The sequence below is a fragment of the Psychrobacter sp. P11G5 genome (genome assembly GCF_001593305.1).
In the GTDB taxonomy this organism is placed as follows: Bacteria; Pseudomonadota; Gammaproteobacteria; order Pseudomonadales; family Moraxellaceae; genus Psychrobacter.
On sequence record NZ_CP012533.1, the window covers coordinates 1,183,228 to 1,206,863 of the forward strand.

The 23,636-nt window shown below is 43.8% G+C and carries 23 protein-coding genes; 6 read left to right on the forward strand and 17 right to left on the reverse strand.

Annotation, left to right across the window (positions count from 1 at the left end; all coding sequences use genetic code 11):
* The first annotated feature begins 80 nt into the window (after positions 1-80).
* From AK825_RS04940 to AK825_RS04955, 4 genes are all read left to right on the forward strand, one after another.
* A complete protein-coding gene (locus tag AK825_RS04940) occupies positions 81-323 on the forward strand; it encodes a hypothetical protein (protein WP_068035044.1) in 243 nt (80 codons plus the stop codon).
* Between the two features lie 214 nt (positions 324-537).
* Complete coding sequence (gene arfB / locus AK825_RS04945; RefSeq protein WP_068035045.1) at positions 538-951, forward strand: alternative ribosome rescue aminoacyl-tRNA hydrolase ArfB; 414 nt, start codon at positions 538-540, stop codon at positions 949-951.
* A 36-nt stretch (positions 952-987) separates the two neighbouring features.
* Positions 988-1,692: a cupin domain-containing protein gene (locus AK825_RS04950; protein ID WP_068035046.1), complete on the forward strand. Its 705-nt coding sequence runs from the start codon at positions 988-990 to the stop codon at positions 1,690-1,692.
* 76 nt (positions 1,693-1,768) lie between these two features.
* Positions 1,769-2,929 (forward strand): FAD-dependent oxidoreductase, encoded by a 1,161-nt coding sequence (locus AK825_RS04955; protein ID WP_068035047.1) that lies wholly within the window; start codon positions 1,769-1,771, stop codon positions 2,927-2,929.
* Positions 2,930-2,988: 59 nt separating this feature from the next.
* Here AK825_RS04955 and AK825_RS04960 read toward each other — a convergent pair whose 3' ends face one another.
* Together AK825_RS04960 and AK825_RS04965 are read right to left on the reverse strand one after the other, a co-directional pair.
* Positions 2,989-3,813, reverse strand: a complete 825-nt coding sequence (locus tag AK825_RS04960) for an enoyl-CoA hydratase (protein WP_068035049.1) — start codon at positions 3,811-3,813, stop codon at positions 2,989-2,991.
* Positions 3,814-4,195: 382 nt separating this feature from the next.
* Positions 4,196-4,696 carry a lactoylglutathione lyase family protein gene (locus AK825_RS04965; protein ID WP_055124259.1) on the reverse strand — a complete coding sequence of 167 codons (501 nt, stop codon included), beginning with the start codon at positions 4,694-4,696 and terminating at the stop codon, positions 4,196-4,198.
* A gap of 93 nt (positions 4,697-4,789) precedes the next feature.
* On the opposite strand from AK825_RS04965, the gene AK825_RS04970 reads away from it, so the two are divergent.
* Positions 4,790-5,659: a LysR family transcriptional regulator gene (locus AK825_RS04970; RefSeq protein ID WP_068035051.1), complete on the forward strand. Its 870-nt coding sequence runs from the start codon at positions 4,790-4,792 to the stop codon at positions 5,657-5,659.
* Positions 5,660-6,039: 380 nt separating this feature from the next.
* Here the strand turns inward: AK825_RS04970 and AK825_RS04975 are convergent, their stop codons facing one another.
* The 14 genes from AK825_RS04975 to AK825_RS05040 form a co-directional block, all read right to left on the reverse strand.
* A complete protein-coding gene (locus tag AK825_RS04975) occupies positions 6,040-7,404 on the reverse strand; it encodes an MFS transporter (RefSeq protein WP_068035052.1) in 1,365 nt (454 codons plus the stop codon).
* A 479-nt stretch (positions 7,405-7,883) separates the two neighbouring features.
* Positions 7,884-9,179, reverse strand: coding sequence for a M20 family metallopeptidase (locus AK825_RS04980; RefSeq protein ID WP_068035055.1), 1,296 nt, complete (start codon positions 9,177-9,179; stop codon positions 7,884-7,886).
* Positions 9,180-9,289: 110 nt separating this feature from the next.
* Positions 9,290-10,072, reverse strand: a complete 783-nt coding sequence (gene pcaD / locus AK825_RS04985) for a 3-oxoadipate enol-lactonase (RefSeq protein ID WP_068035057.1) — start codon at positions 10,070-10,072, stop codon at positions 9,290-9,292.
* Between the two features lie 52 nt (positions 10,073-10,124).
* Positions 10,125-11,360 (reverse strand): 3-oxoadipyl-CoA thiolase, encoded by a 1,236-nt coding sequence (gene pcaF, locus AK825_RS04990; protein WP_068035061.1) that lies wholly within the window; start codon positions 11,358-11,360, stop codon positions 10,125-10,127.
* A 50-nt stretch (positions 11,361-11,410) separates the two neighbouring features.
* Positions 11,411-12,070 (reverse strand): 3-oxoacid CoA-transferase subunit B, encoded by a 660-nt coding sequence (locus AK825_RS04995; RefSeq protein WP_068035062.1) that lies wholly within the window; start codon positions 12,068-12,070, stop codon positions 11,411-11,413.
* Positions 12,071-12,096: 26 nt separating this feature from the next.
* Positions 12,097-12,819, reverse strand: coding sequence for a 3-oxoacid CoA-transferase subunit A (locus AK825_RS05000; protein WP_068035063.1), 723 nt, complete (start codon positions 12,817-12,819; stop codon positions 12,097-12,099).
* Between the two features lie 149 nt (positions 12,820-12,968).
* A complete protein-coding gene (gene benE / locus AK825_RS05005; RefSeq protein WP_068035065.1) occupies positions 12,969-14,162 on the reverse strand; it encodes a benzoate/H(+) symporter BenE in 1,194 nt (397 codons plus the stop codon).
* Positions 14,163-14,379: 217 nt separating this feature from the next.
* Positions 14,380-15,165 (reverse strand): 1,6-dihydroxycyclohexa-2,4-diene-1-carboxylate dehydrogenase, encoded by a 786-nt coding sequence (locus AK825_RS05010; protein ID WP_203226519.1) that lies wholly within the window; start codon positions 15,163-15,165, stop codon positions 14,380-14,382.
* A gap of 212 nt (positions 15,166-15,377) precedes the next feature.
* On the reverse strand, positions 15,378-16,394 hold the full coding sequence (gene benC, locus AK825_RS05015; protein WP_068035067.1) for a benzoate 1,2-dioxygenase electron transfer component BenC: 1,017 nt from the start codon (positions 16,392-16,394) through the stop codon (positions 15,378-15,380).
* Between the two features lie 163 nt (positions 16,395-16,557).
* Entirely contained in the window at positions 16,558-17,055 is a 498-nt protein-coding gene (benB, locus tag AK825_RS05020) for a benzoate 1,2-dioxygenase small subunit (protein WP_068035068.1), read from the reverse strand.
* 110 nt (positions 17,056-17,165) lie between these two features.
* Positions 17,166-18,545: a benzoate 1,2-dioxygenase large subunit gene (gene benA, locus AK825_RS05025; RefSeq protein WP_068035069.1), complete on the reverse strand. Its 1,380-nt coding sequence runs from the start codon at positions 18,543-18,545 to the stop codon at positions 17,166-17,168.
* Positions 18,546-18,676: 131 nt separating this feature from the next.
* Positions 18,677-19,600, reverse strand: a complete 924-nt coding sequence (gene catA, locus AK825_RS05030) for a catechol 1,2-dioxygenase (protein ID WP_068035070.1) — start codon at positions 19,598-19,600, stop codon at positions 18,677-18,679.
* 125 nt (positions 19,601-19,725) lie between these two features.
* Complete coding sequence (gene catC / locus AK825_RS05035) at positions 19,726-20,016, reverse strand: muconolactone Delta-isomerase (protein ID WP_068035072.1); 291 nt, start codon at positions 20,014-20,016, stop codon at positions 19,726-19,728.
* Between the two features lie 33 nt (positions 20,017-20,049).
* A complete protein-coding gene (locus AK825_RS05040) occupies positions 20,050-21,210 on the reverse strand; it encodes a muconate/chloromuconate family cycloisomerase (protein WP_068035074.1) in 1,161 nt (386 codons plus the stop codon).
* Positions 21,211-21,469: 259 nt separating this feature from the next.
* Between AK825_RS05040 and AK825_RS05045 the strand changes: the two genes are divergently transcribed.
* Positions 21,470-22,387 (forward strand): LysR family transcriptional regulator, encoded by a 918-nt coding sequence (locus AK825_RS05045; RefSeq protein WP_068035076.1) that lies wholly within the window; start codon positions 21,470-21,472, stop codon positions 22,385-22,387.
* A 13-nt stretch (positions 22,388-22,400) separates the two neighbouring features.
* Here the strand turns inward: AK825_RS05045 and AK825_RS05050 are convergent, their stop codons facing one another.
* On the reverse strand, positions 22,401-23,537 hold the full coding sequence (locus tag AK825_RS05050; RefSeq protein ID WP_068035078.1) for a glycerate kinase: 1,137 nt from the start codon (positions 23,535-23,537) through the stop codon (positions 22,401-22,403).
* Positions 23,538-23,636: the final 99 nt, after the last annotated feature.

Here is a 23,636-nt window from a genome sequence, read left to right on the forward strand (position 1 = left end):
CTGTTATCATAATCAAGTGTTAGAATTACTGTATGAAGTAAAAAACTATTTTGAGTGAAATACTATTTTAGGAGCGTTACTTGGAAATTATAGGAATTATTTTATTTATTATCGGTGTCATCATCTCTTTTATCTATGGGATTAAGCTAATTATTATTGCCTTTCAAGAATCCATACTTTGGGGTCTGTTATATTTGTTTCTTCCATTTGCCAACTTATATTTTATTATTACGCGCTGGGAAAAATGCAGAGATTCCGTTTTTAAAATACTGATGTCAATTCCGTTTTTATTGATAGGCGCTATGCTTGGTTCAATGCAATAAGTTGTTAGGTGATAGTTTGCTTCTAAAACACTGCATAGTTTAAAATACGAAGTAGTTTTGTAGAAAGTAGTTTTGTAGAAAGTAGTTTTGTAGATAATAGGATGCGTAGAATTCACCCTAAGCCTATAACTCTCTATTTATAAATGCTTAACCACGCCCCATATAGAAGAGAACCATTTAAAAGCCAATTATTTAAAAGAAATAAAAGACAACTATGATTTTTATAAGTAATACCATTAGCCTAAGCGATAGTGAGGTAGAGATTAGCGCCATCCGCGCGCAAGGGGCAGGCGGGCAAAACGTCAATAAAGTCTCCTCCGCTATCCATCTGCGCTTTGATATCAACGCCTCAAGTCTGAGTGACGTGCAAAAGCAGCGCTTGCTTGACAGCAAGGACAGCCGTATCACTAAAGAGGGGATATTCGTCCTCAAAGCTCAGCAATTCCGTACCCAAGAGCGCAACAAGATTGACGCTTTTGAACGTCTTAAAGCTTTTATCTTGCAATCTACCCAAGTCGCTAAAGCTCGCAGAGTTACTAAGCCGAGCAGGAATGCTAAGCGCAAACGTGTCGATCAAAAGACACAGCGCGGCAAAACCAAGGCATTACGCGGTAAGGTTGATTATTAAGCTGGCTACTCTCAAACCGAATTTGGACAATATCCCATGCTAATTAATGCAGATTTTTCACGTCGTGCTGAGCTAACGGCTGAGCAACATCAATGGATTAAATCACCGCAGAATGGCGTCGAGCGCGTCATGCTTGATCGCGTAGGTGCAGAAAAGGCACGAGCGACTAGCCTTGTGCGTTATGCGCCTAACTCGCATTTTCCGCATCATCAGCATCCGGGTGGCGAGGAGATTTTGGTATTGTCAGGTACTTTTTCTGCTGATGATAAGCATTATCCAGCTGGCTGGTATTTACGCAACCCGCCAGCATCAGGCCATACGCCTTATAGCGATGAAGGTGCGGTTATCTTTGTTAAGCTGCGACAGATGTCACCGTCCGAAGAGCGTCATGTCGCTATCGATACGCACGATAGCGCCAACTGGCAACTAGTCGGCAACCGTGAGGTTTGTACTTTGTTTTCGGACGATAGCGAACAGGTAAGCTTACAGCGTCTGAGCGCAGGTGATGCATTATTCACAGAAGATCTTATGACTCAAACAGTGGCAGGTGGCGCAGAGCTGTTAGTAGTAGAAGGCACTCTGATAGAAGGCGATCAAACCTATAAACAAGGTAGCTGGCTACGCTTGCCCGTAGGTGCGCAGCCACAGTTAAAATCAGGCGAGGAAGGCGCTACCGTCTACCTTAAGACCGGACATCTTGCTCAAATCATTGGCGCGGATGTTGAAGCTCTAGACGTTTAATTAGCTAGGCGCAGTTATCCATAATTTAAGATTAAGATGTTAAGCGCTTTCAACGCACCATAAAAAGAAAAATCCTATGCAAAAAGTAGATATAACAAGTGTACCCGTAGCAATTATCGGTGGTGGTTTAAGCGGTCTGTATGCGGCTTATTTATTAGAGCAAAAAGGCATTGATTATATATTGCTAGAAGCGCGTGATAGTTTGGGCGGTCGCATTCTCGCTAGTAATTTTTCAAAAGATTCAGCATTAGAGCAACCGATTTCACAACATCTTGGCTCTGATAGTGTACAAGAGGTAGATAGCTTTGATTTAGGACCTTCTTGGTTTTGGCCTGATTATCAGCCGCAGTTGGGCGATCTGGTCAATGAATTGCAGCTAGAGACTTTTGCACAGTTTGAAGAGGGCGATATGATGGTTGAGCGCGTTCCTAACGAGCCTGCTGTGCGTATGCAAGGCTATAAAAGCTCGCCACCTTCGATGCGTCTAGTCGGTGGTATGGCTGCATTAATTGATGCTTTATATCGTCGTCTTGATTCCTCACGTGTTTTTAACAGTCAAATTGTTCATCGCTTGCATAAAGTAGATGAGCACATAGAGATAACTAGCGAAGACACGTCTGGGCAATTCACCACTTGGCGAGCGCAGCATGTATTGCTGGCGCTACCGCCTCGGTTGGTGGAAGACAGTATAACGTTTGAGCCGATTTTACCGTCCGATATGATAACCCAATGGCGCAACACAGCGACTTGGATGGCGCCTCATGCCAAGTATTTTGCAGTTTACGATACGCCTTTTTGGCGCGAGCAAGGTCTCTCAGGAGCCGCGCGTAGCTCGCAAGGGCCAATGGTTGAGATTCATGATGCCTCTAGCATGGGTGGCAGGGGTGCGTTGTTTGGCTTTATAGGAGTACCTGCCTCAGTACGCCAAAGCGTCTCTGACGGAGTGTTAAAAGCACATTGCCGTGCACAATTGGTACGTCTATTTGGTGAGCAGGCAGACACGCCCAAAGCTGAGTACCTGAAAGACTGGTCACAAGATAAGTTCACCGCAACGACTGCCGACGCAAGTAGTGATGGTCAGCATGCAGTGGCACCTGTTTCTAAGGCAACATCAGGTGTATGGAGTGATTGCCTAATGGGGATAGGCAGTGAGTGGTCGCCACAGTTTTCTGGTTATATTGCTGGTGCTATTGAAGCGGCAAGCCTTGCGGTAAAAAGCTTGCCTGAAAATATGTAGTTTTTTAATTTAATTAATAGTATTGTTTTTAAGTAGTGTTCTTCTAAATAGTGGAGCTATTAACGCCCCGTCCATACTGCGTGGCGCTTTTCGATAAAGGCGTCAATGCCCTCGCTGACATCGTCTGCCATCATATTACAGGTCATCACTTTACCAGCATATTCATAAGCATCCGCTAAGTCCATGTCCAACTGTTTATAGAACATATCTTTGCCCGTTTTAACCGCGACAGAGGATTTAGCGGTAATGGCATCGATTAAAGACTGTAGCGTTGCATCCAACTGATCCGCTGGCGCGACACGATTAATCAGTCCTTGTTGTAGGGCCATATTTGCATCGATAAACTCACCCGTGATAAGCATCTCAAATGCTTGCTTGCGAGATAGATTGCGGCTGACTGCAACGGCAGGTGTCGAGCAAAACAATCCAACATTGATCCCAGAAGTCGCAAACTTAGCGTCATCAGAGGCCACTGCTAAGTCGCAGGCTGCGACCAATTGACAGCCAGCGGCGGTAGCGATGCCTTGTACTTTGGCAATCACAACTTGCGGCATTTGATTGATGGTTAGCATCATTTGACTACATTGTTTGAATAATGCGCTGTGGAATGCCTCGTCTGAGTTTGCGCGCATCTCTTTTAGGTTGTGACCTGCACAAAATGCCTTGCCATTCGCGGCAATGACGACCACGCGAATACTGCTATCTTGGGCGATCTTGTCTAGCTCTGTTTGCATAGCGGATAGCATATCTACTGATAGAGCGTTGAATTGTTTAGGGCGGTTTAAATTAAGAGTGACGACGCCGCTTGCATCTTTACTGTCTTCTCTGATGACTAATGGTTCGCTGGTGTCAGTAGTAGGGGCGTCTGTATTTGTAGTATGCATTTATCATCCTTGATATAGTTGATTCACTCTAGAAACGGTATAGTGCTGCTGGGGTAAATTTTGTGCAGCCTCTGTCGGCGTAGGCACAGCAAGCAAGTAAAATTTATACCAGTAGCACGTGACTATCAATAATGTATCGTAATAATGTATCGGTTTTATTTAGTATTAACTATAGTTGGTGTTCTGTTCATTCACTTAAATGATAGCACGGCATGCAAGTTATACAATAGAGTGCTGATATTGAAATTGCACATATGAAAATAGCGCACTCATATTATGAGTGCGCTATTGGTATCTTTATTAAGAATAAATCGACATGTAGAGATAAGTCCGATTTTTTAACTTTCATAACGAAGCGTTATTTTACTCTTAAGCGCTACACCTAATACGCGCCTTCACTATAAATAAGCTCATAGCTGTGGCTGTATATTTCAACGATATTGCCAAACGGGTCTTCCATATAAATCATACGGTAAGGTTTTTCGCCAGGGTAGTAATAACGTGGTTTTTCCATACGCTTTTTCCCGCCAGCCGCGACGATACGTTCAGCGAGTTCTTCAACATTTGGATCTTGAACACAGAAGTGAAAAATACCTGTTTTCCAGTATTCAAAGTTGTTTTCAGGATTTTCTTGATTTTTGAATTCAAAGATTTCAACACCGATACGGTCACCAGTAGAGAGATGAGCGATACGGAAACTACCCCAACCTGAGCCAAAGACTTCAGTACACATCTCACCAATAGGGCTGTTATCTTCAACGATTTCGGTCGGCTCCATGATGGTGTACCAACCCATCACTTCAGTATAGAATTTTACTGCTGCTTCTAAGTCAGGAACGGAAAGACCAATGTGCGAAAAGCTTCTTGGATAAACGTTATTCATAATTCGTACTCCTGTTTTGATATGGGAGTAGTTTACAAAGTTAAGTCTATTACGTAAAATTATCATCTATTATAAAGTTAAGTATGTATTGTAATGATAAATATCACGTGGCTACGTACATTCTGTACCCTTGTTGAAGTAGGGCATTTTACTCGCACTGCCGAGCGCCTACATATGACTCAGTCAGGTGTGAGTCAACACATACGCAAGCTTGAAAGTCAGTTAGATGTTGACTTACTCATCCGTCAAGGTAAACAGTTTTCATTGACGGATGCAGGCGAGGAGCTGTATAGGGAAGCGGGTGATATCTTGCAGCGCTTAGCAAATCTAGAACAGCGTATCGGTGAGGATCCCGCTTATGCAGGGCTAGTGCGATTGATGTCTCCTGGCAGCGTGGGCTTAAAGTTGTATCCGCAGCTTTTGACCTTACAACAGCAGTATCCGCAACTAGTGATTGATTATCGCTTTGCGCCAAATTCTGATATAGAGCGGGCGCTTGCGAATCACGACATTGATATTGGGTTTATGACTGATGTCTCAGATGATGAGGGAATAAGTTGCCAGTCAATAGCTCAAGAAGCGTTAATACTGGTGACGCCTGCGACTACTAATGAACCAAGCTGGGAGACACTCATAGCGCTTGGGTTTATCGATCATCCTGACGGTGCCCATCATGCCAGTATGCTGCTGAGCGCCAATTATAGCGAGTTCCAACATATCAATGACTTTAAGAAAAAGGGCTTTTCTAATCAAATTGGCTTGATTTTAGAGCCTGTCAGTAGGGGGCTAGGCTTTACCGTATTACCAGCACACGCGGTTGCAGCGTACGCAAACCCTGAGCTTATTAGCAGTCATCGCTTGCCAACGGCAGTGAGTGAAACGCTATATCTTGCCGTACGGCGGCAGCAAGCCCTACCTAATAGAGTGCAAACGGTCATTAATAAGGTAAAGAAGTGGTTATAAGTGCTTGTTAAAACTTTATAAAATAGCTGTTTTGTAAAGTAATTGTCTTATAGTTAGTCCTAAATAAAAGAAGTACAAAAGTTATAATGCGCTACTGAGATGATTTTTCCTTGCTTGCTGTGCCTACGCAGACAGAGGCTGCGCAAAATTTATCTCAGTAGCGCTATATTTATTTTATAGTGGATCGAATATATAAAGTAACCAGTTTCGAAAAGGATTTGAAGTTACACACTTAAAAATTGCACATACAAAAATAGCGCATTCATAATATGAGAGCGCTATTTTTATTTATCAACCTGTTAATCAATATCAATCTATTAAACAATGCCAGCCTGTTAATCAATACCAGCCAAATCACTATTTAACCGCTATAACGGCTATTAAGTTGATACTGGTGCATCTAAAGTCACTGGTGCTACGTTACTTTTTTTACCATCAACTGCGGCGCTTAGGTTCACTAAGAAGATAGCGACGGCGGCGATAATACCAGGTATGGCGATAAACAAGAAGTTCGTTTGGTGGCTTAGCTCAAGCGTGAGTAGCGCCCCAGTCAAGATAGGACCTACGATAGCACCAATGCGACCGATACCCGATGCCCAGCCCATAGCGGTCGTACGTACAGCAGTCGGATAATACTGAGCGACAAAGGTGTAGAGCAGTATCTGTGAGCCAATAGTAGTCGCACCTGCAATTGCGATAAGGGTATAGAGCACTACTTGAGGGCTGTTGTAGCCGAGTAATATCAATGCAGCAGCACCAGCGACAAACATAATGGTTAATACTGGTTTTAGATGGAATCTATCAGCTAGCACACCGCCACCAATAGCACCAATCATCCCGCCAATATTAAGAGCAAATAAAAACAGCATACTAGCGCCTAGCGAGTAGCCTGCTTGAATCATAAGCTTCGGCAACCAGCTGGCGAGAGCATATACCATCAACAAGCACATAAAGAAGGCTACCCAAAACATAATAGTAGTAAAGCCACGATTTTTTAGGAATAACGCTTTAATAGGAGCGTCATCGCCTTTGGTTGGTTCATCTAATATTAAGGTAGTAGAGGCGGTGACAGTTTCTTGTGGTGCAAGTCTGCGGACGATTTTTTTGGCGTCGTCATGTCTTTTTTCTTTGACGAGATACATCAAAGACTCAGGCAGCATTTTCCAAATGATGGGTAATAGCAAGGTAGGAATGCCTGCGATATAAAACATAATCTCCCAACCATAATCTACCACCAAAAATGATCCCAGCAATGCAGATGCCATTCCGCCTATCGCGTAACCACTAAACATAATGGCGACTAGAGTACTACGCATACGTTTTGGGGCGTATTCAGAGGTCAGCGCCACACAGATGGGCATTACGCCACCGATACCAAGACCAGCAATAAAGCGTAAAGCAGCAAACTGCATCGGACCATTAGCAAAAGCGCCAAAAAAGGTAAAGCTACTGAATAAGCCGACACAGATCATGATGGTCTTTTTTCGGCCGATCTTGTCAGACAAAGTACCAAAGATCATGGCACCAAACATCATGCCAAAAAGTGCTGCGCTGGCAAGAAAGCCTGCTTGTACCGCGGTCAATGACCACTCTTCCATGAGTAACGGTAGCGCCACGCCATAAATGATGAGATCATAACCATCAAAAATAATGATCAGTAAACACCAAAACAGCACCTTCCAATGAAAGGGCGCAAACTTGGCTTCATCAATAACTTTATTGATGTTTAAGGTTGGTGATTCCATTCGTGTTTCTCCATGGGTAATATCCTTATAAGTATCTAACAAGTTATTGTTTTCTGATGATCAAGTCAAAAACTATCTAAGTATAAAGATATACCTATAAAGTATGGGTTTTGATTTTATAGAGTATGAAAAAGTATAAGTGCGTGTAGATAACTTAAGTAAAACCAGTGGAGGTTTTCTAAAATGATATCTAAACAATTCGTAAGGCTATGAATATCCATGATATTTATTTTTTTGAAGAAAGTTATGTGCTTATTAATAATAGATATTATTTCTTAAAAGACGGATAAAAAAACAGCTCATATATCTTTTAAATATATGAGCTGTTTTGATTTTTATCAAAATATGTCGGCTATAAAATACTAATTAACGGCGAAAATTGTGGAGCATTTATCTTTAAGTATTTATTTCTAAACACTTATCTTTAAGTACGAATTTAATCCATTACTTATACCAACAGGTACCGTTCGCTTAGAGAGTTATTTTTTCATAGCTAAATAATCTATTGCTAGCTGGCTAAGCGCTTTAGTACCCACCTTAAATGATGCTTCGTCTACAGAGAAGTAGGGAGAGTGGTTATAGGGTGCCTTACTTGCGTCTTGCCCTACGGGTGTACCGCCTAAAAAGAAAAATAAACTAGGTACTTCTTGGGCATAAAACGAGAAATCTTCAGATGCCGTTAGCTTAGGCACCTCAAGTACATTGTCTTTACCTGCTACGTTCTTAATCGTCGGTAACATTTGCGCGGTGAGCGCTGGGTTGTTAATCGTAACTGGATAACCTTTATTAATTTTGACGTCAGCTTTCGCACCTGATGCCATTGCTATATGAGTCGCTGTCGTCTTTATATTACTAAAAATTTGGTCGCGATTATTCATATCAAAGTTACGGATAGTGCCAATCATATTGACACTATCTGGAATAATGTTATCGCGTACACCGCCGTCTATTTTACCAAAGGAGACAATGGCAGGCTCTTTAGTGATATCAATTTGACGGCTCACTATATGATTAACTCCGGTAACGATTTGCGCCGCAGCTGAGATAGGATCGACCCCATTCCAAGGTGCTGAGCCATGAGTTTGCTTACCGTTTACTGTTATGTCAAAGGTATCAGCACTAGCCATAATAGGGCCGCTTCGGTAGCCAATTTGACCACTATTTAAGCTCGACATAACATGTAGCCCAAACGCAACCTCGGGCTTATACTTTTTAAATATGCCCTCTTTTAACATAAGCTCAGCACCGCCTTCTTCACCTTCAGGGGCACCTTCTTCAGCAGGCTGAAACACAAACATAATATTGCCGTGCAATTCATTTTTAACCGCAGCTAGTACTTCAGCCGTGCCCATAAGCATAGCGACATGAGTATCGTGCCCGCAGGCATGCATTACGCCAACTTCTTCACCCATGTACTTAGTCACAATAGTAGATTTAAAAGGTACGTCCGCCTTTTCGGTAACGGGTAGGGCATCCATGTCTGCGCGTAGCATCACTGTAGGGCCAGGTTTCGCACCCTTCAAAAATCCAACAACGCCTGTATGTGCGATATCAGTTTCGACCTGCATACCTAGTGATTTTAGGTGCTTGGCAACAATAGCGGCAGTACGGGTTTCTCTATTGCCCAGCTCAGGATGCTTGTGAATATCCCGACGCCATTCAATCACTTTGTTTTCAACACTTTTGACTTCTTTATCGATGTTGATGTTGGCATGAGCGCTAAAGGTGCTGCAGGCTATAATACCGACAGCCAGTGATAATAATGATCGTTTCATAGTCTCTTCCTTGAATGATGGTTTCTTAGTTAGTGTGTCTTCCTTGTTATTACTTTCCTATTCTATTCTCACATCTCGCGTTTTATAGAGAGTTTTAATGAGCAATAGAATTATTGATCATGAAGATACTGCCTTACTAGCTGATTAAAGGCGTCAGGCTGTTCAATATTTGAGATATGTGAGGCATCGATAGTCGCAAGCGTAGCGTTGGGGATATGCTCGACCATGTATTGACCATCGGCAACCGTCGTCACTGGATCCTCGATACCTGCTAGCACTGTGACAGGTACGCGAATATTTTTTAGCTGTTCGCGAGTATCAGCGACAGATAATGCCTCGCAGCAGCTGGCATAACCCTCGCTACTGCCAGCCGCAAGCGTGCTAGACAATGCTGCGACTACATCAGGATAACTATCGATAAAATCCGCTGTGAACCAACGCGGAGCAGCGGTAGCCGCGATAGGAGCTAGACCCTGCTCACGTACCAATTGCGCGCGATCTCTCCATGCCGCCTCATTACCAATCTTTGCAGCGGTATTGCATAACATCAAGTGATGGAAGCGGTCGGGGTAATTGATAGCTAGCCATTGACCAGTCATCCCGCCCATAGAGATGCCACAAAAAAACGCTTTATCGATACTTAGATGATCTAACAAATCAATGACGTCTTGCCCAAGCTGATCCAAACGATAAGGACCTGTTGGTGCGGAGGATTTACCATGACCACGGGTGTCGTAGCAGATAATAAAGTAATCGGTTTGCAAGACATCGATTTGCGGCTGCCACATATGATAGCTGGTACCCAAAGAGTTGGAGAATAGTAGAGCAGGGTTGCTGCTATCGCCAAAAGTGGCATAGTTTAGCGTTATGTCTTTATTTTTGAATACTGGCATAAATAGTTACCTCGCTTATTTATAATTATAAGGTTAAAAAACACTGCAAGCGTTATTCACTATCCACACGCTCAATGATCATCGCGATACCTTGTCCAACGCCAATACACATCGAGCATATAGCATAACGCTTACCTGTTTTTTCCAGTTGATTAAGGGCGGTTAAGATCAAACGTGCACCTGATGCGCCGAGTGGATGACCAAGGGCAATCGCACCGCCGTTAGGATTGACGCGCTCGCTATCATCAGCTAACCCTAAGTCACGTGTGCAAGCTAGAGCTTGGGCGGCAAAGGCTTCGTTTAATTCAATGACATCCATCTCATCGAGAGACAGTCCGGTTTGCTTAAGCAGTTTTTTCATTGCGGGTGCTGGGGCAAAACCCATGATACGCGGCTCAACGCCTACCGTAGTTGAGGCCACAATACGTGCACGCGGCTTTAGATTGAACTCTTTAACCGCTTGCTCTGACGCTACTAGGAAGGCTGCTGCGCCATCATTGATCCCAGAGGCATTACCAGCAGTCACCGTACCATCTGCGGTAACGATAGGACGCAGTTTGGTCAACTTCTCAAGGGTGGTGTCAGCACGAGGATGCTCATCGTTATCGACGGTGACAGGCTCGCCTTTACGCTGCGGAATGACGACAGGGGTAATCTCGTCTTTAAAGAATTCTGACGCTTGCGCCGCTGCGGTACGTTGTTGGCTACGTAGCGCAAATGCATCTTGGTCGGCACGGTTGATATCGAATTGCTCTGCGACATTTTCGGCGGTTTGCGGCATGGTCTCCGTGCCATATAGCTCATCAAGCTTTGGATTGATAAAGCGCCAACCCATAGTAGTATCTTCCAGCTTTTGACTACGACCAAATGCCTGACCTGATTTGCCCATCACAAATGGCGCACGGCTCATGCTCTCAACACCACCTGCGATAATTAAATTGGCTTCACCAGCTTTAATCGCACGCGCCGCTATCGCTAACGCATCCATTGACGAGCCGCACAAGCGATTAACCGTGGTCGCAGGCACTTGATAAGGTAGGCCAGCTAGCAATGATGACATGCGACCGACGTTGCGATTATCTTCACCGCTTTGGTTGGCACAGCCATAGATGACGTCATCTACTTTTACCCAATCGACATTAGCATTACGTTCCATTAATGCCTTGATAGGGATAGCGCCTAAGTCATCTGCACGTACGGGTGCCAGACCGCCGCCATAGCGACCAAAAGGGGTGCGAATGGCATCGATAATATAAGCATTATTTAAATTAGTGGTTGCATCAGTCATAGTGATTATCCTGAGTTTTGATTATCTTAAATTCTGATTAAGAGGGTTTTTTATTTAGTAGCGTCAATTAACGTTGCGCCAGTCAATGCTTGCAAGTCCGCAAAGCTCATGCCATCGACCATTTCAGTGACGGCTAAGCCTTTATCAGTGACATCAATGACACATAGATCAGTATAAATTCGATCAACGCAGTTTTTGCCAGTCACAGGGTAGGTAAGCTCGCTGACGATTTTAGGGTCGCCAGTCTTGGTGGTGTGATTGGTCATGACAAAGACTTTTTTGGCACCGACGGCTAAGTCCATCGCGCCGCCAACGGCAGGTATTGCATCCTCTGCACCGGTACTCCAGTTGGCTAAGTCGCCATTGGCCGCCACTTGAAATGCGCCCAATACGCAAATATCGATATGACCACCGCGCATCATCGCAAAAGAGTCGCCATGATGAAAAAAGCTACCGCCATCGAGCATGGTGACGTACTCTTTTCCAGCATTAATCAGCTCGGGATCCTCCTCGCCTTTAACAGGTGGTGGTCCAAAAGCTAGTAAGCCGTTTTCTGAATGCAAAAATACATCTTTATCATCCGGTAAGTATTGGGCAATTTTGGTCGGTAGTCCGATGCCTAAATTGACATAGGCACCATCTGGAATATCTTGTGCAGCGCGCTCGGCGATTTGATCGCGGGTCAAAACAGTGTAGGAAGTATGGCTCATGATGACGCTCCTTATAATTGGCAGTATTAAGCGGTGGCTGTCGTTGCTGTGCTAGCAGATTCATCACTAGCAGGTTCAGTACTAGCAGGCTGAATTTGTACCACATGCTGCACAAAGATACCCGGTGTAATAACGTGCTCAGGATCAAGCTCCCCAAGATCCACCGTTGCAGAGACTTGAGCAATAGTTACGTCAGCTGCCATTGCCATGATTGGACCGAAATTACGTGCAGACTTGCGATAGACCAGGTTGCCCCAGCGATCGCCTTTAGACGCTTTAATTAAAGCAAAATCAGCCTTGAGCGGATATTCTAAGACATAGTCTTTGCCATCGATATGACGAGTCTCTTTACCTTCTGCGAGCAAAGTACCAAAGCCTGTTGGCGTATATACCGCGCCGAGTCCCATACCTGCTGCTTGAATACGACAAGCCAAATTACCTTGTGGTACTAGCTCCAGCTCAATCTTGCCAGCATGATAAAGCTCATCAAATACCCAAGAGTCCGATTGACGCGGGAAAGAGCAAATTATCTTACGCACAGCACCCGTTTTTAAGAGCTTGGCAAGGCCATGGTCGCCGTTACCAGCATTATTATTAATGATGACCAAATCCTTTACGCCCAAATTAATCAGCCCATCAATGAGTTCAGCTGGTTGCCCTGCGGTACCGAAGCCACCAATCATGATGGTGGCTCCGTCTTTAATTTGGCTGAGTACGTCAGTTATACTTTTATCCGCTTTATTAATCATATTCATATCCTATGAAAAGTAATATTAGAGATCGTTTCTGCTGTGATATTTATTAGTGCTTTAATGGTTGAAATGCTTTAGAAATTGAAATAGTTTAGATTGCTTGTGGGTAATTGTTTTAAACCATAAAGACTTTACAATCAGGCTTATTAGGCAAATGACAATAAACGTTTTTTATTTAAAACATAATGAGCAATCATGCCGATAAGAATACCCCAGAATACAGAGCTAAGACCCAAAAAGCTCATGCCGGATGCCGTCGCCAAAAAGGTAATTAATGCGGCGTCTCTTTGCTCATCGTTTTTCATAGCAATGGTGATATTGGCAGAAATAGCCCCGATAAGTGCGAGTCCAGCTAAGGCGGCGACCAATTCCTTTGGTAGTAAGCTGAACACCATCACAATACTACCAGCAAACAAGCCACCTAATAGATAAAAAATACCATTGGCTACTCCGGCGATATAGCGCTTTTCCTTCAGCTCGTGCGCATCTTTGCCCGTACATAGGGCAGCGGTGATGGCTGCTAGCACAATGGTAATACCACCAACACATGCGACTGCTAATGAGGCGAGGCTTGCGACACTCACAATAGGCTTGGCTGGCGTGTCATAACCGCTGAGATTTAAGATAGCCATACCGGGTAAAAATTGTCCGGTTAAGCTGACAAGGATAAGAGGGATAGCAAGGTTAAAGGTGGCGTTCCATGACCATTCAGGCCAAATAAGCGTAGGTATGGTGATGGCCAAATTCATGTCGACGGGGTTCATCTTGCCGAAGATAACACTTAAAATGACCCCGCAGAACAGTACCCAAATCATGGTATAACGCGGCGAAAAGCGTTTGGCTAATAAGTAGCAACCAAGCATGCTAAAGACGATAAATGGCATGGTATCAGTTGCAACAAATAACTCTAAGCCAAATTGAAACAAAATGCCAGCCATCATGCCAGCAGCAATGCCGTTCGGAATCCATTTTAAAATCTTATCAAATGAGCCCGTTGCACCGACCAAAAATATAACAATCGCTGAGATAATATAAGCGGATATAGCCTCATTAATACTCATCTCTGGAAACACGGTCACTAGTAGAGCCGTACCGGGTGCTGACCAAGCGGTGATGATAGGGGTTTTGTATTTAATAGATAGGAAGATACCAGATACGGCTGCCCCAATTGAGACGCCCCAAATCCAAGAGGCCATCATCGCATCTGAGACTTGCGCCGCTTGTGCTGCCTGAAAAAAGATAATCAAAGGCCCAGCATAAGAGATAAGGACGGCTAGAAACCCTGCAACGGACGCGGAGAGCGACCAGTCTTCTTTCAAGGTTTGAATTACAGTTGCCATATTGCTTCCTTGCAAATCAGCACTAGTCAGATAACATAGTCTGTTCAAAAAAAAGAGATACGTTTACTGCTGGTATAAATTTTCCTCGCTTGCTGTGCGCTTTGCCAGACAGAGGCTTCGTAAAATTCATCCCAGCAGCTTTTTGCTCTTCTTAAATTTAATTAACTATAGTAGCTTAAACGCTGTGTTGCCTAACTTAAAAGCTCAATTGATATGGTTAGCCTTCGTCACCGCCGCCCACAGGAATGGTACTCCCAGTGATATATGACGATTCATCTGATGCTAAAAATGCAATGGCATTGACTTGCTCATCTATCGTACCGTAGCGTTTCATAAAGGTGCGGTCAATGGTCTGGTCAACGACTGCATTCATCCATGATTTTTCATCATCAGTTAAAGGCTTTGCATTACGTGGAATCTTTCTAGGCGGCGCTTCAGTGCCACCAGTCGCTACTGCATTTACTCGGATACCATCGTTTGCGTACTCAAAAGCGAGCGATGCGGTCATGGCATTGACGCCGCCTTTCGCTGTCGAGTAGGGTATGCGGTTGATACCGCGTGTGGCGATAGAAGATACATTAACGATAGTACCAGATCGCTGCTCAATCATCGTTGGTAATACCGCACGGCAACACCACAATGTCGGAAATAATGAGCGACTGACTTCTTTATTAATCTCTTCTTCTGAGAAATTGACAAAAGGCTTCATCCATATCGCGCCGCCAACATTATTGACCAGCACATCAATACGCTCATAAGTATCAAGCGCTTTATTAATAGCCTCTTGTGCACCTTGATAGGTCTCAAGATCAGCTTGGATAGTCGTCGCGTGCCCGCCATTTGCAATGATTTCTGCTAACACATCTTCTACCAAAGGTGAGAAATCTGCCATCACTATCTTGCCGCCTTCACTTGCTAAGCGTAATGCGACCCCGCGACCGATACCTTGTGCGGCACCAGTTACGATACATACTTTATTATCAAAGCGCTTACTCATTGCTATTCCTTAAAAACGAAACTGTATTTCTAGAGCATATCTGTATGTATTTAATTCAAATTAAATATACTAATTAGCAGGTGTTACTGGCAAAAACTTTCTTGCTTGCTGTGCCTATCCAGACAGAGGCTGCAAAAATTTGTTGCCAGTAACACTTTGTCGGTTTCAATACTAATTGGCAGTACTATCAATTTCTACTAGTATTGGCTAATAATCTACTACTGCTCACTAGGGGTGAATTTTTCATAATAAAAATTGCTAGGTTTTAGGCTGCTCGTATCTAACCAGTTACTAACGGCATCGACCATTGCTAGAGGACCACATAGATAGACATCAACATCGCCATCATTTAACCAATCAGCTTCGACATGGCTGGTCACATAGCCTTTGCGCTCGTGGCCACTTTCCTCACTTGCTACACAGGTATAATAGTCAAACCAAGCGTGGTTTTTCTTCACCTCTTCCAGTTTTTCAATCTCTATCAAATCAGCGTAATTAGTAACACCGTAGACCATCTTGACAGGATGATGAGCGCCCGATACTTCTAAGCTTTTTAGCATCGATAAGAAAGGTGCGATACCTGTACCACCCGCTAAAAACAAGGTAGGGCGTACAAGGGGGCGCAAATAAAAACTACCAAATGGCCCTTCAAAATCAATATCTTGACCTATCTGCGCAATATCGGATAAAAAGGTGCTCATTTTGCCATTAGGAATGTTGCGGACGACGAATTCGGCCTGCTTAGCACTAGGTATAGAGCTAAACGAGTAGGAGCGTGTCTCGTCAGAGTCAGGAATGCTGATATTGACATACTGTCCTGGCAAAAATACCAATGCATCTGGATTGTCGACTTCGACGCCAAAGTGAATGGTAGACTCCGAAAGCACATTTAACTGTTGTAGCTTGCCTTTGAACACAGACTTGCTAACTTTGCAGGCTTCAGAGGAGGTTGGTACTTTGATAACGCAGTCGCTTTCAGGAATCATCTGACAGGTCAAAACGTAGCCTTCTTTGGCCTCAGCTTCAGTCAGCGCTTCTTCGATATACATGTCAGGGTGCATATCGTAGCTGCCTGATTCACAATGACAGCGGCAAGTACCGCAAGCACCATCGAGACAGTCAACAGGAATGTTATATTTTTGGCGATAGGCTGCTTCGGCGACGGTTTCGTCTGCTTCACATTTGATGAATCCTGTGACACCGTCTTCGAACTGTAGAGCAATGTTATATTCCATGAGAAATATCCCTTTTCAACATATGGTTACCAACTAATCTAGCTGTATTTTTAATCAACTCATTGATAACGATAGGTTGATAATGGCTGCGCTATCAATGAGTTAGTATCAGAAATTTAACTGTGCATATTGGCTGTTACGCATAACTAGAAACACGCAGAATTTAGACGTGATATACATCCATAATTTGATGCACATAATCATCTTTTAACACGACATATTTATCCAAAATCTTTGGGCTGTCTTGAGTCATGTCTATTTTGTACTTGGAGAATCCCCAATAAGTATTGGTCTCCTGATAACGATAGGATTTATTAATCCAGTTAAAGCGGACGCTAATGATACCGTCGTTATCTTCAAGCAATTCAATATTAGATAAATTGTGCGTGGTACGGGTATCAGGAATGGTCGCAGAAGAACGTTCAGTCTCGACACGGAAAATGCGGTCTTCAAGGCCACGACGATCAGGGTAATAGATAAGTGAGATTTCTCGTTGCGGGTCGCTGATCAGCTCGCCATCATCATCCCAGCTGGGCATCCAAAACGGACAGTCTTCGTCATAACAAGCCAACCATTCTTCCCATCTTTTTTCATCAAGCAGTCGTGCTTCACGGTACAGAAACTGCCGCACATCTTCGATGTTAACCGTTGCATTTTTCATTAGCGATATCCTTTTATATTTGTTAGTCCTGCAATAACCAGCAAGTGAGGGGCTTCAGTATTTAGGGGCAATATTTAAATTGAATAATTGCCCTAAATACTTAGCTAATATTAGCCTGCGCCATGTAGTTGCTGCTCTTGCTCTAGGGCTTTTTTCATCTCTTCATGCCAGTAGCGATGCTGTACGGTGTACAAGCCTTCATCTTCGGTCTTGACCCCACTTAATAACGGTTTAAGGTCAATGGCTTTTGCACCTTCGTCAGCGCCTTCTATCCAATGCTCAGAACCGCGGCACATATCGTTCCATTCAAGCTTGATACCGTTATAACCTTGCTGGCACGAGCGAAATTCTTCTAAGTCATCTGGCGTTGCCATGCCGGTCACGTTAAAGAAGTCTTCGTACTGGCGGATACGGCGAGTACGTGCTTCATCGCTTTCGCCCTTCGGAGCGATACACCAGATGGTGACTTCGGTTTTATCAACGGCTAGGGGACGTAACATGCGAATCTGTGAGCTGAATTGATCCATGATATAGACGTTTGGATAGAGGCATAAGTTGCGCGAGCGTCCAATCATCCAGTCGGCCATTGCTTCACCATATTGGGCAACATAATCATCGCGATAGGCAAAGTTAGGACGATCTTGCGGATTTTCCCATTGGGTCCACAGCAGTAGGTGACCATTTTCAAAGGAATAGAATCCGCCACCTTGACGACCCCATTTACCAGCGTTCATGGCTTTAATATTGTCTTCTTTCACGGCTTCTTGCTCTTTACGGCGTGCCGTCGTAGCAGCATAGTTCCAATGTACGGCTGAGACGTGGTAACCATCAGCGCCATTTTCAGCTTGCAGCTTCCAGTTACCATCAAAGGTATAAGTTGAAGTGCCGCGTAATACTTCTAGGCCTTCTGGTGATTGGTTGACAATCATGTCAAGGATTTTGGTTGAGCCACCAAGCCAGTCTTCAATTGGTTCGACATCATCATTAAGGCTAGCAAATAAGAAGCCTTTATAATTGGCAAGTTTGACTTGCTTTAAGTCATGCGAGCCATCTTTATTAAAGGCGTCAGGATAACCAGCACCGCGTGGGTCTTTAACTTTAAGCAGCTTACCTGAGTTGTTATAAGTCCAACCATGGAAGGGGCAAGTATAAGTGGCTTTGTTGCCTTTTTTATGACGGCACAACTGGGCACCGCGATGAGAACAGGCATTAATCATACAATGCAGCTCACCTTCTTTATTACGGGCAACGATGACCGGCTGACGGCCGATGTATGTTGTATAGTAGTCGTTGTTATCAGGGATTTGAGTCTCATGAGCCAGATAAACCCAGTTGCCTTCAAAGATATGCTTCATCTCAAGCTCAAACAGCTCTTCGTTGGTAAAGGCACTGCGATGTAGGCGATAAATCCCTTTTTCTGCATTCTCTTCTAAAAAATCGTCAATGGCGATATCTGATCCTTCAGGTACTAGATTAATGCGCTCGCTCATGGCTGTCTTCCTTGTAAATAACGGTGTTAAACGATGTTAGGGTATGACGCTTGATACGACAACTGAGTGCATATCAAGCGAAAATCTATAATATTTAGTGGTTGCTAACAGTAGCTAGCGATACTCAATAATTAAGCTTGAGCACGGCGACGTTCAACTTCACTGCCTTGTACTGGCTTATCAATGTCTTTCACTAAATGAAAGTCAAAATCGATACTGGCATACGGCGCGTCCAGCCCTTTTTCTTGTAGCTTGTCAGCATCTTCAACCATCGTCACTTCTGGTACCAAGCCTTCACGGCTAGCAAAGGCAAAGTCATCCCACAGATACTCATCACCATCGATGTTAATCTGCGTGGTCAATTTGCGATGACCGTTAGCACTCGCGAAGAAGTGAATATGAGCTGGGCGATGACCATGACGTCCTAGCGCGCCCAATATTTTTTGGGTCATACCTTCTGGCGGCACTGAGTAACCTAATGGGACGATACTGCGAAAAGCATAATGGCCGTTTTCATCAGTGATAATGCTACGACGCAAGTTAAAGTGCGACTGCGACTCATCAAAGAAAGAGTAATTGCCTAAGCTATTGGCATGCCATACTTCAACCTTGGCATTTGGCAATGGCTTGTCATCTTCGCCATAAACGGTCCCTTGCATGAATAGCACGGTGCCATTGTCAAGATCAGTGCCATCATCTAGACGCGCAAAGCCTTTTTCTTCTGGCGCACCAGCGACATAGAGTGGACCTTCGATGGTACGTACAGTGCCACCGTCAAGACCAGCTGCTTTTAAGTCTTCTTCAATCATTAAATCCATAAAGTGATCAAAACCTAGACCCGGTGATAGTAGACCGGCTTCTTTGCCTAGATCGCCGATATATTCAACCCCCGCCCAATATTCATCTGCGCTGATTTTTAAATCATTAATGGTTTGCATCAGGTCGGTCACGATGCGTAGGACAATTTCTTGTACGCGTGGATTGACTTGATCTGGAAAGTCAATCTTGCCTTTGATGAACTGGTTGGCTAGCGCTTCAATTTGAGTACGTTCCATGTCTCTCTCCTAGTTGAGGAATTATTTAGATAACTATGTAGATAATTAAGATGGTATCAAGCAACCTTGCTCAATATGTTGGTACATTTAAAAAGTAGTCTTACGGGTTTAGATATTATTACTTCTTAACTGTCATCACTACGCACAGAAGAGGGATGACGCAACAATGGCGTGACCTCAACCTTCATATACGGATAAAGGGGTAGCGACATCATGATATCGTGTAGCTCTTCGTTGCTGTCCACATCAAAGATACTAAAGTTGGAATACTCTCCAGCCAAACGCCAAATATGACGCCATTTGCCTTGCTCTTGTAGCTTTTGCGAGAGGGCTTTTTCAGTGGCTTTTAGTTCGTTAACCTTATCAGCATCCATATCTGTGGGTATTAAAACATCCATTCTCACGTGATATAACATTGCTATTTCCTTATTAATTGTTAGGGGCTGTATTTAAGATTCAGCAGTATATTTCTTTGACTCTGAAAGCTTGGGTAAGGCGATGCCACCCTGTTCAGCATAGTGATAAACCTTGTCTTTATCTACTTCGATACCAAGTCCAGGGCCTGTCGGAACAGTTAAGCCAAAGTTTTGATAATCCAGTGGCTGCGCTAGCACATCATCCGTCAGTAAGAGTGGGCCAAAGAGTTCTGTATCAAAATTTAAGCTAGGATAAGTCGAAAACACATGCGCCGATGCAGCGGTACCGATAGGACCTTCTAACATCGTGCCACCATACAGCTCAATACCGGCTAGATGTGCCATTTGACCGATAAGACAAGCTGCTTTGAGTCCGCCTGCTTGATTGATCTTTACGGCAAAGACATCAGCACAGTGATTGGCTGCTAAATGAAAAGCGTTCTGTGGATCATGGACAATTTCATCTGCCATAATAGCCACATCAAAGCGCTCTTTTAAACGTTTTAAACCCGCTTGATTGCGCATAGAGATAGGTTGTTCTATCAAATCAACACCGCCCGCTTGCAATAGGCTAATACCTTGCATCGCGTCAAGCTCCGTCCATGCCTGATTGACATCGACGGTAATACGGCAATTAGGTAGGGCTTTCTTAATAGCCAATACATGCGCAACATCATCAAGGATAGGATTGCTACCGATTTTTAATTTAAAGATGCGGTGTTTCTTTTGCTCGACCATTTGCTTGGCCTCGCTGATATCAGTTGCGGTATTACCACTGGCCAATGTCCAAGCCACTTCAATGCGATCACGTACACGTCCACCGATGAGCTCACTAACCGGTAGGTTTAGGCGTTTGCCTTCAATGTCGAGTAGGGCGGTTTCAATGGCACATTTTGCAAAGCGGTTGCCACTGATGTGTAGGCTGAGCAGCTGCATGGCTTTTGCCGTGCTCGCTGGCTGCTCTTTTAACAGAAGGGGAGTAAAGTAGGTATCGATATTAGTCTTGATACTGTGAGGGCTTTCTTCAGCGTAGCTTAGACCACCGATAGTGGTGGCTTCGCCCCAGCCTTCATAGCCATCTTCTGTTTGAATATGCACTAAGACTAATACTTGCTCTCTCATGACCGTACAAGCGAGCTTATGCTCTCGAATAGTCGGTATCGGTACTAGCAAGGTGTTAATTGAGCGAATCATAGTTGTCCTTAACATAAGAGTTATCTTTAATTTATCAGTCGTACTTCCTTATGCTTAATAAGAACTATAGATGCTAAATAAAGCCATGTCTAAGACCTATTTAGTTCATTTTTAATACCTTTTAGGTATTTTGTTGTTTAACCTTTATCATGTTATGTTCCTATAGGTATAAAGCTTAGGTATAAAGTTCACCCACTATCATTAACTTTTAAAATGTTTAGTTGAAACACGTTTATCGCCCAATCAAGGAAGAGAAAAAATGGAACTTAGGCATTTACGCTACTTTGTGGCAGTAGCAGAAGAAAAAAGTTTCAATAAGGCAGCCCAACGTTTATTTATTTCACAACCTCCACTTAGTCGGCAGATAAAACAATTGGAAGAAGAGATAGGAGTGACGCTCATTGATAGAGAAAATCGACCTTTGAAGCTTACTGAAGCGGGGGAGTTTTTTTACGATCATGCTATTCAAATATTGACGAAAGCAGACAACCTGCGTGCTATGACGATGCGTAAAGGCAATTTTGATAGCTCATTATCTATAGGCTTTGTATCATCAATACTATATGGCATATTACCAAAAGTGATTGCACGCTTTCGCGAGATTTACCCAAATATAAATATTAAGTTATATGAGCTGAATTCTTGGCAGCAAACACAAGCGCTGACAGATGGCAAAATAGATGTGGGTTTTGGTCGGCTTTTATTTGAAGATGCCTCTATAAGAAGGTTGTTATTAAGAGAAGAAAGCTTGGTCGTCGCCGTTCCTTCTGGCCATCGTTTGGCACAAGAACGACAAGCTAGCGTTCGCCTAATGGATTTAACAAACGAAAATTTATTACTATATCCAACCGCGCCGCGTCCTAGTTTTATTGATTATGTGCTGGAGTTGTTTGAAGCGCGTAATTTAAAGGCGAATTATTTCACCGAAGTCCGTGAGTTACATATCGCTTTAGGTCTAGTAGCGGCAGGAGAAGGGCTGACGATCGTACCAAAGACGCTTGAGCATCTGCGTAGTCAGGAGGTAACTTATATTCCATTTGAAGATGGGCTGTTAACCTCACCGATTGTGATGAGTGTGAGGCACTTTGATAAATCAGAGCTATTAAAAACCTTATTAGCAGTGACTTACCAAATCTATGATGCTGAAGGCTTCAATTATAAACGTGAAGAGATATAAGAGTTAAGAATAGTTATTTCATGCTTTGCCCTAGCCTAATGGCAGCAGCAATATTGACCGCGGTAGTCTCAATATTTTTATAAGCATTGCTTAATACGTTATCAAGGGTGTCCAGCTTTTGGATACTAGGCATGACGACGTCAAATTGAGTGGTCTGAGCAGGATTTAAGCCGTCAACGCTACCGCAAATAGCGATCACAGGCTTGTGACTGGCTTTGGCAAGTTGACTGATACCGCCAGCGACTTTACCCATTAAGGTTTGTGCATCAAGCTTGCCTTCACCAGTAATCACCAAGTCAGCGCTAGCAATGTGCTCTTCTAGACTGACAGCCTCAGCGACGGTATCAAAACCTGATTTGAGCGTAGCATCGCAAAAGGTCATTAAGGCATAGCCGAGCCCGCCTGCTGCACCTGCGCCTGCTATATTTTGGTAATCCTGATAGCCTTGCTGTCCAGATACCATCGCAAAGTGACTCAAGGCTTTGTCTAATAGTGCGACTTGCTCGGGACTGGCACCTTTTTGTGGTCCATAGATAGCACTAGCTCCTGATGATCCGCATAATGGATTGGTCACATCACACGCCACTTCAAAGACTGTGTCTCGCAGCTTTGGATAAAGCTTTGCGCCTTCTATCTGTTTTAAGTTGGCAAGCTCACTTCCGCCTTGAGCTAAAGGCTTGCCTTCATCGTCATAAAAAATCATTCCTAAGGCCGTCAACATACCAAGACCAGCATCGTTAGTGGCACTACCGCCCAGACCGATAATGATACGTTTAACGCCTTCGTCCAAAGCATCTGCAATAAGCTCTCCGACACCGTAGCTACTCGTAATTAACGGGTTTCTTTCTTCACTCGTCAATAAATGCAGACCGCAGGCTTGAGCGATTTCAATCACGGCCGTCTCATTTTCTAGTAGCAGATACTTGGCATTAATTGGTCGCATCAATGGATCATTTACAATCGCGTTTTTCCAGCGTCCGCCTAGCACATAAGATAATACGGCTGATGTGCCTTCGCCGCCATCTGCCATGGGCAATAATGTATAGTCTGCATCAGGAAAAACCTGATTAAATCCAGATTGGATGGCGCGACAAACCTCTATCGCTTCTAAGCTTTCTTTAAACGAGTCGGGGGCGATTAAAATTTTCATGAAGTGCTCTTATAATTATGCAAGTTTGGGTCGTGCAATTAGGCTAATCATATCATTATAAATTGGATAATCTGCTACCATAGTCTCCTGTTTCATTTA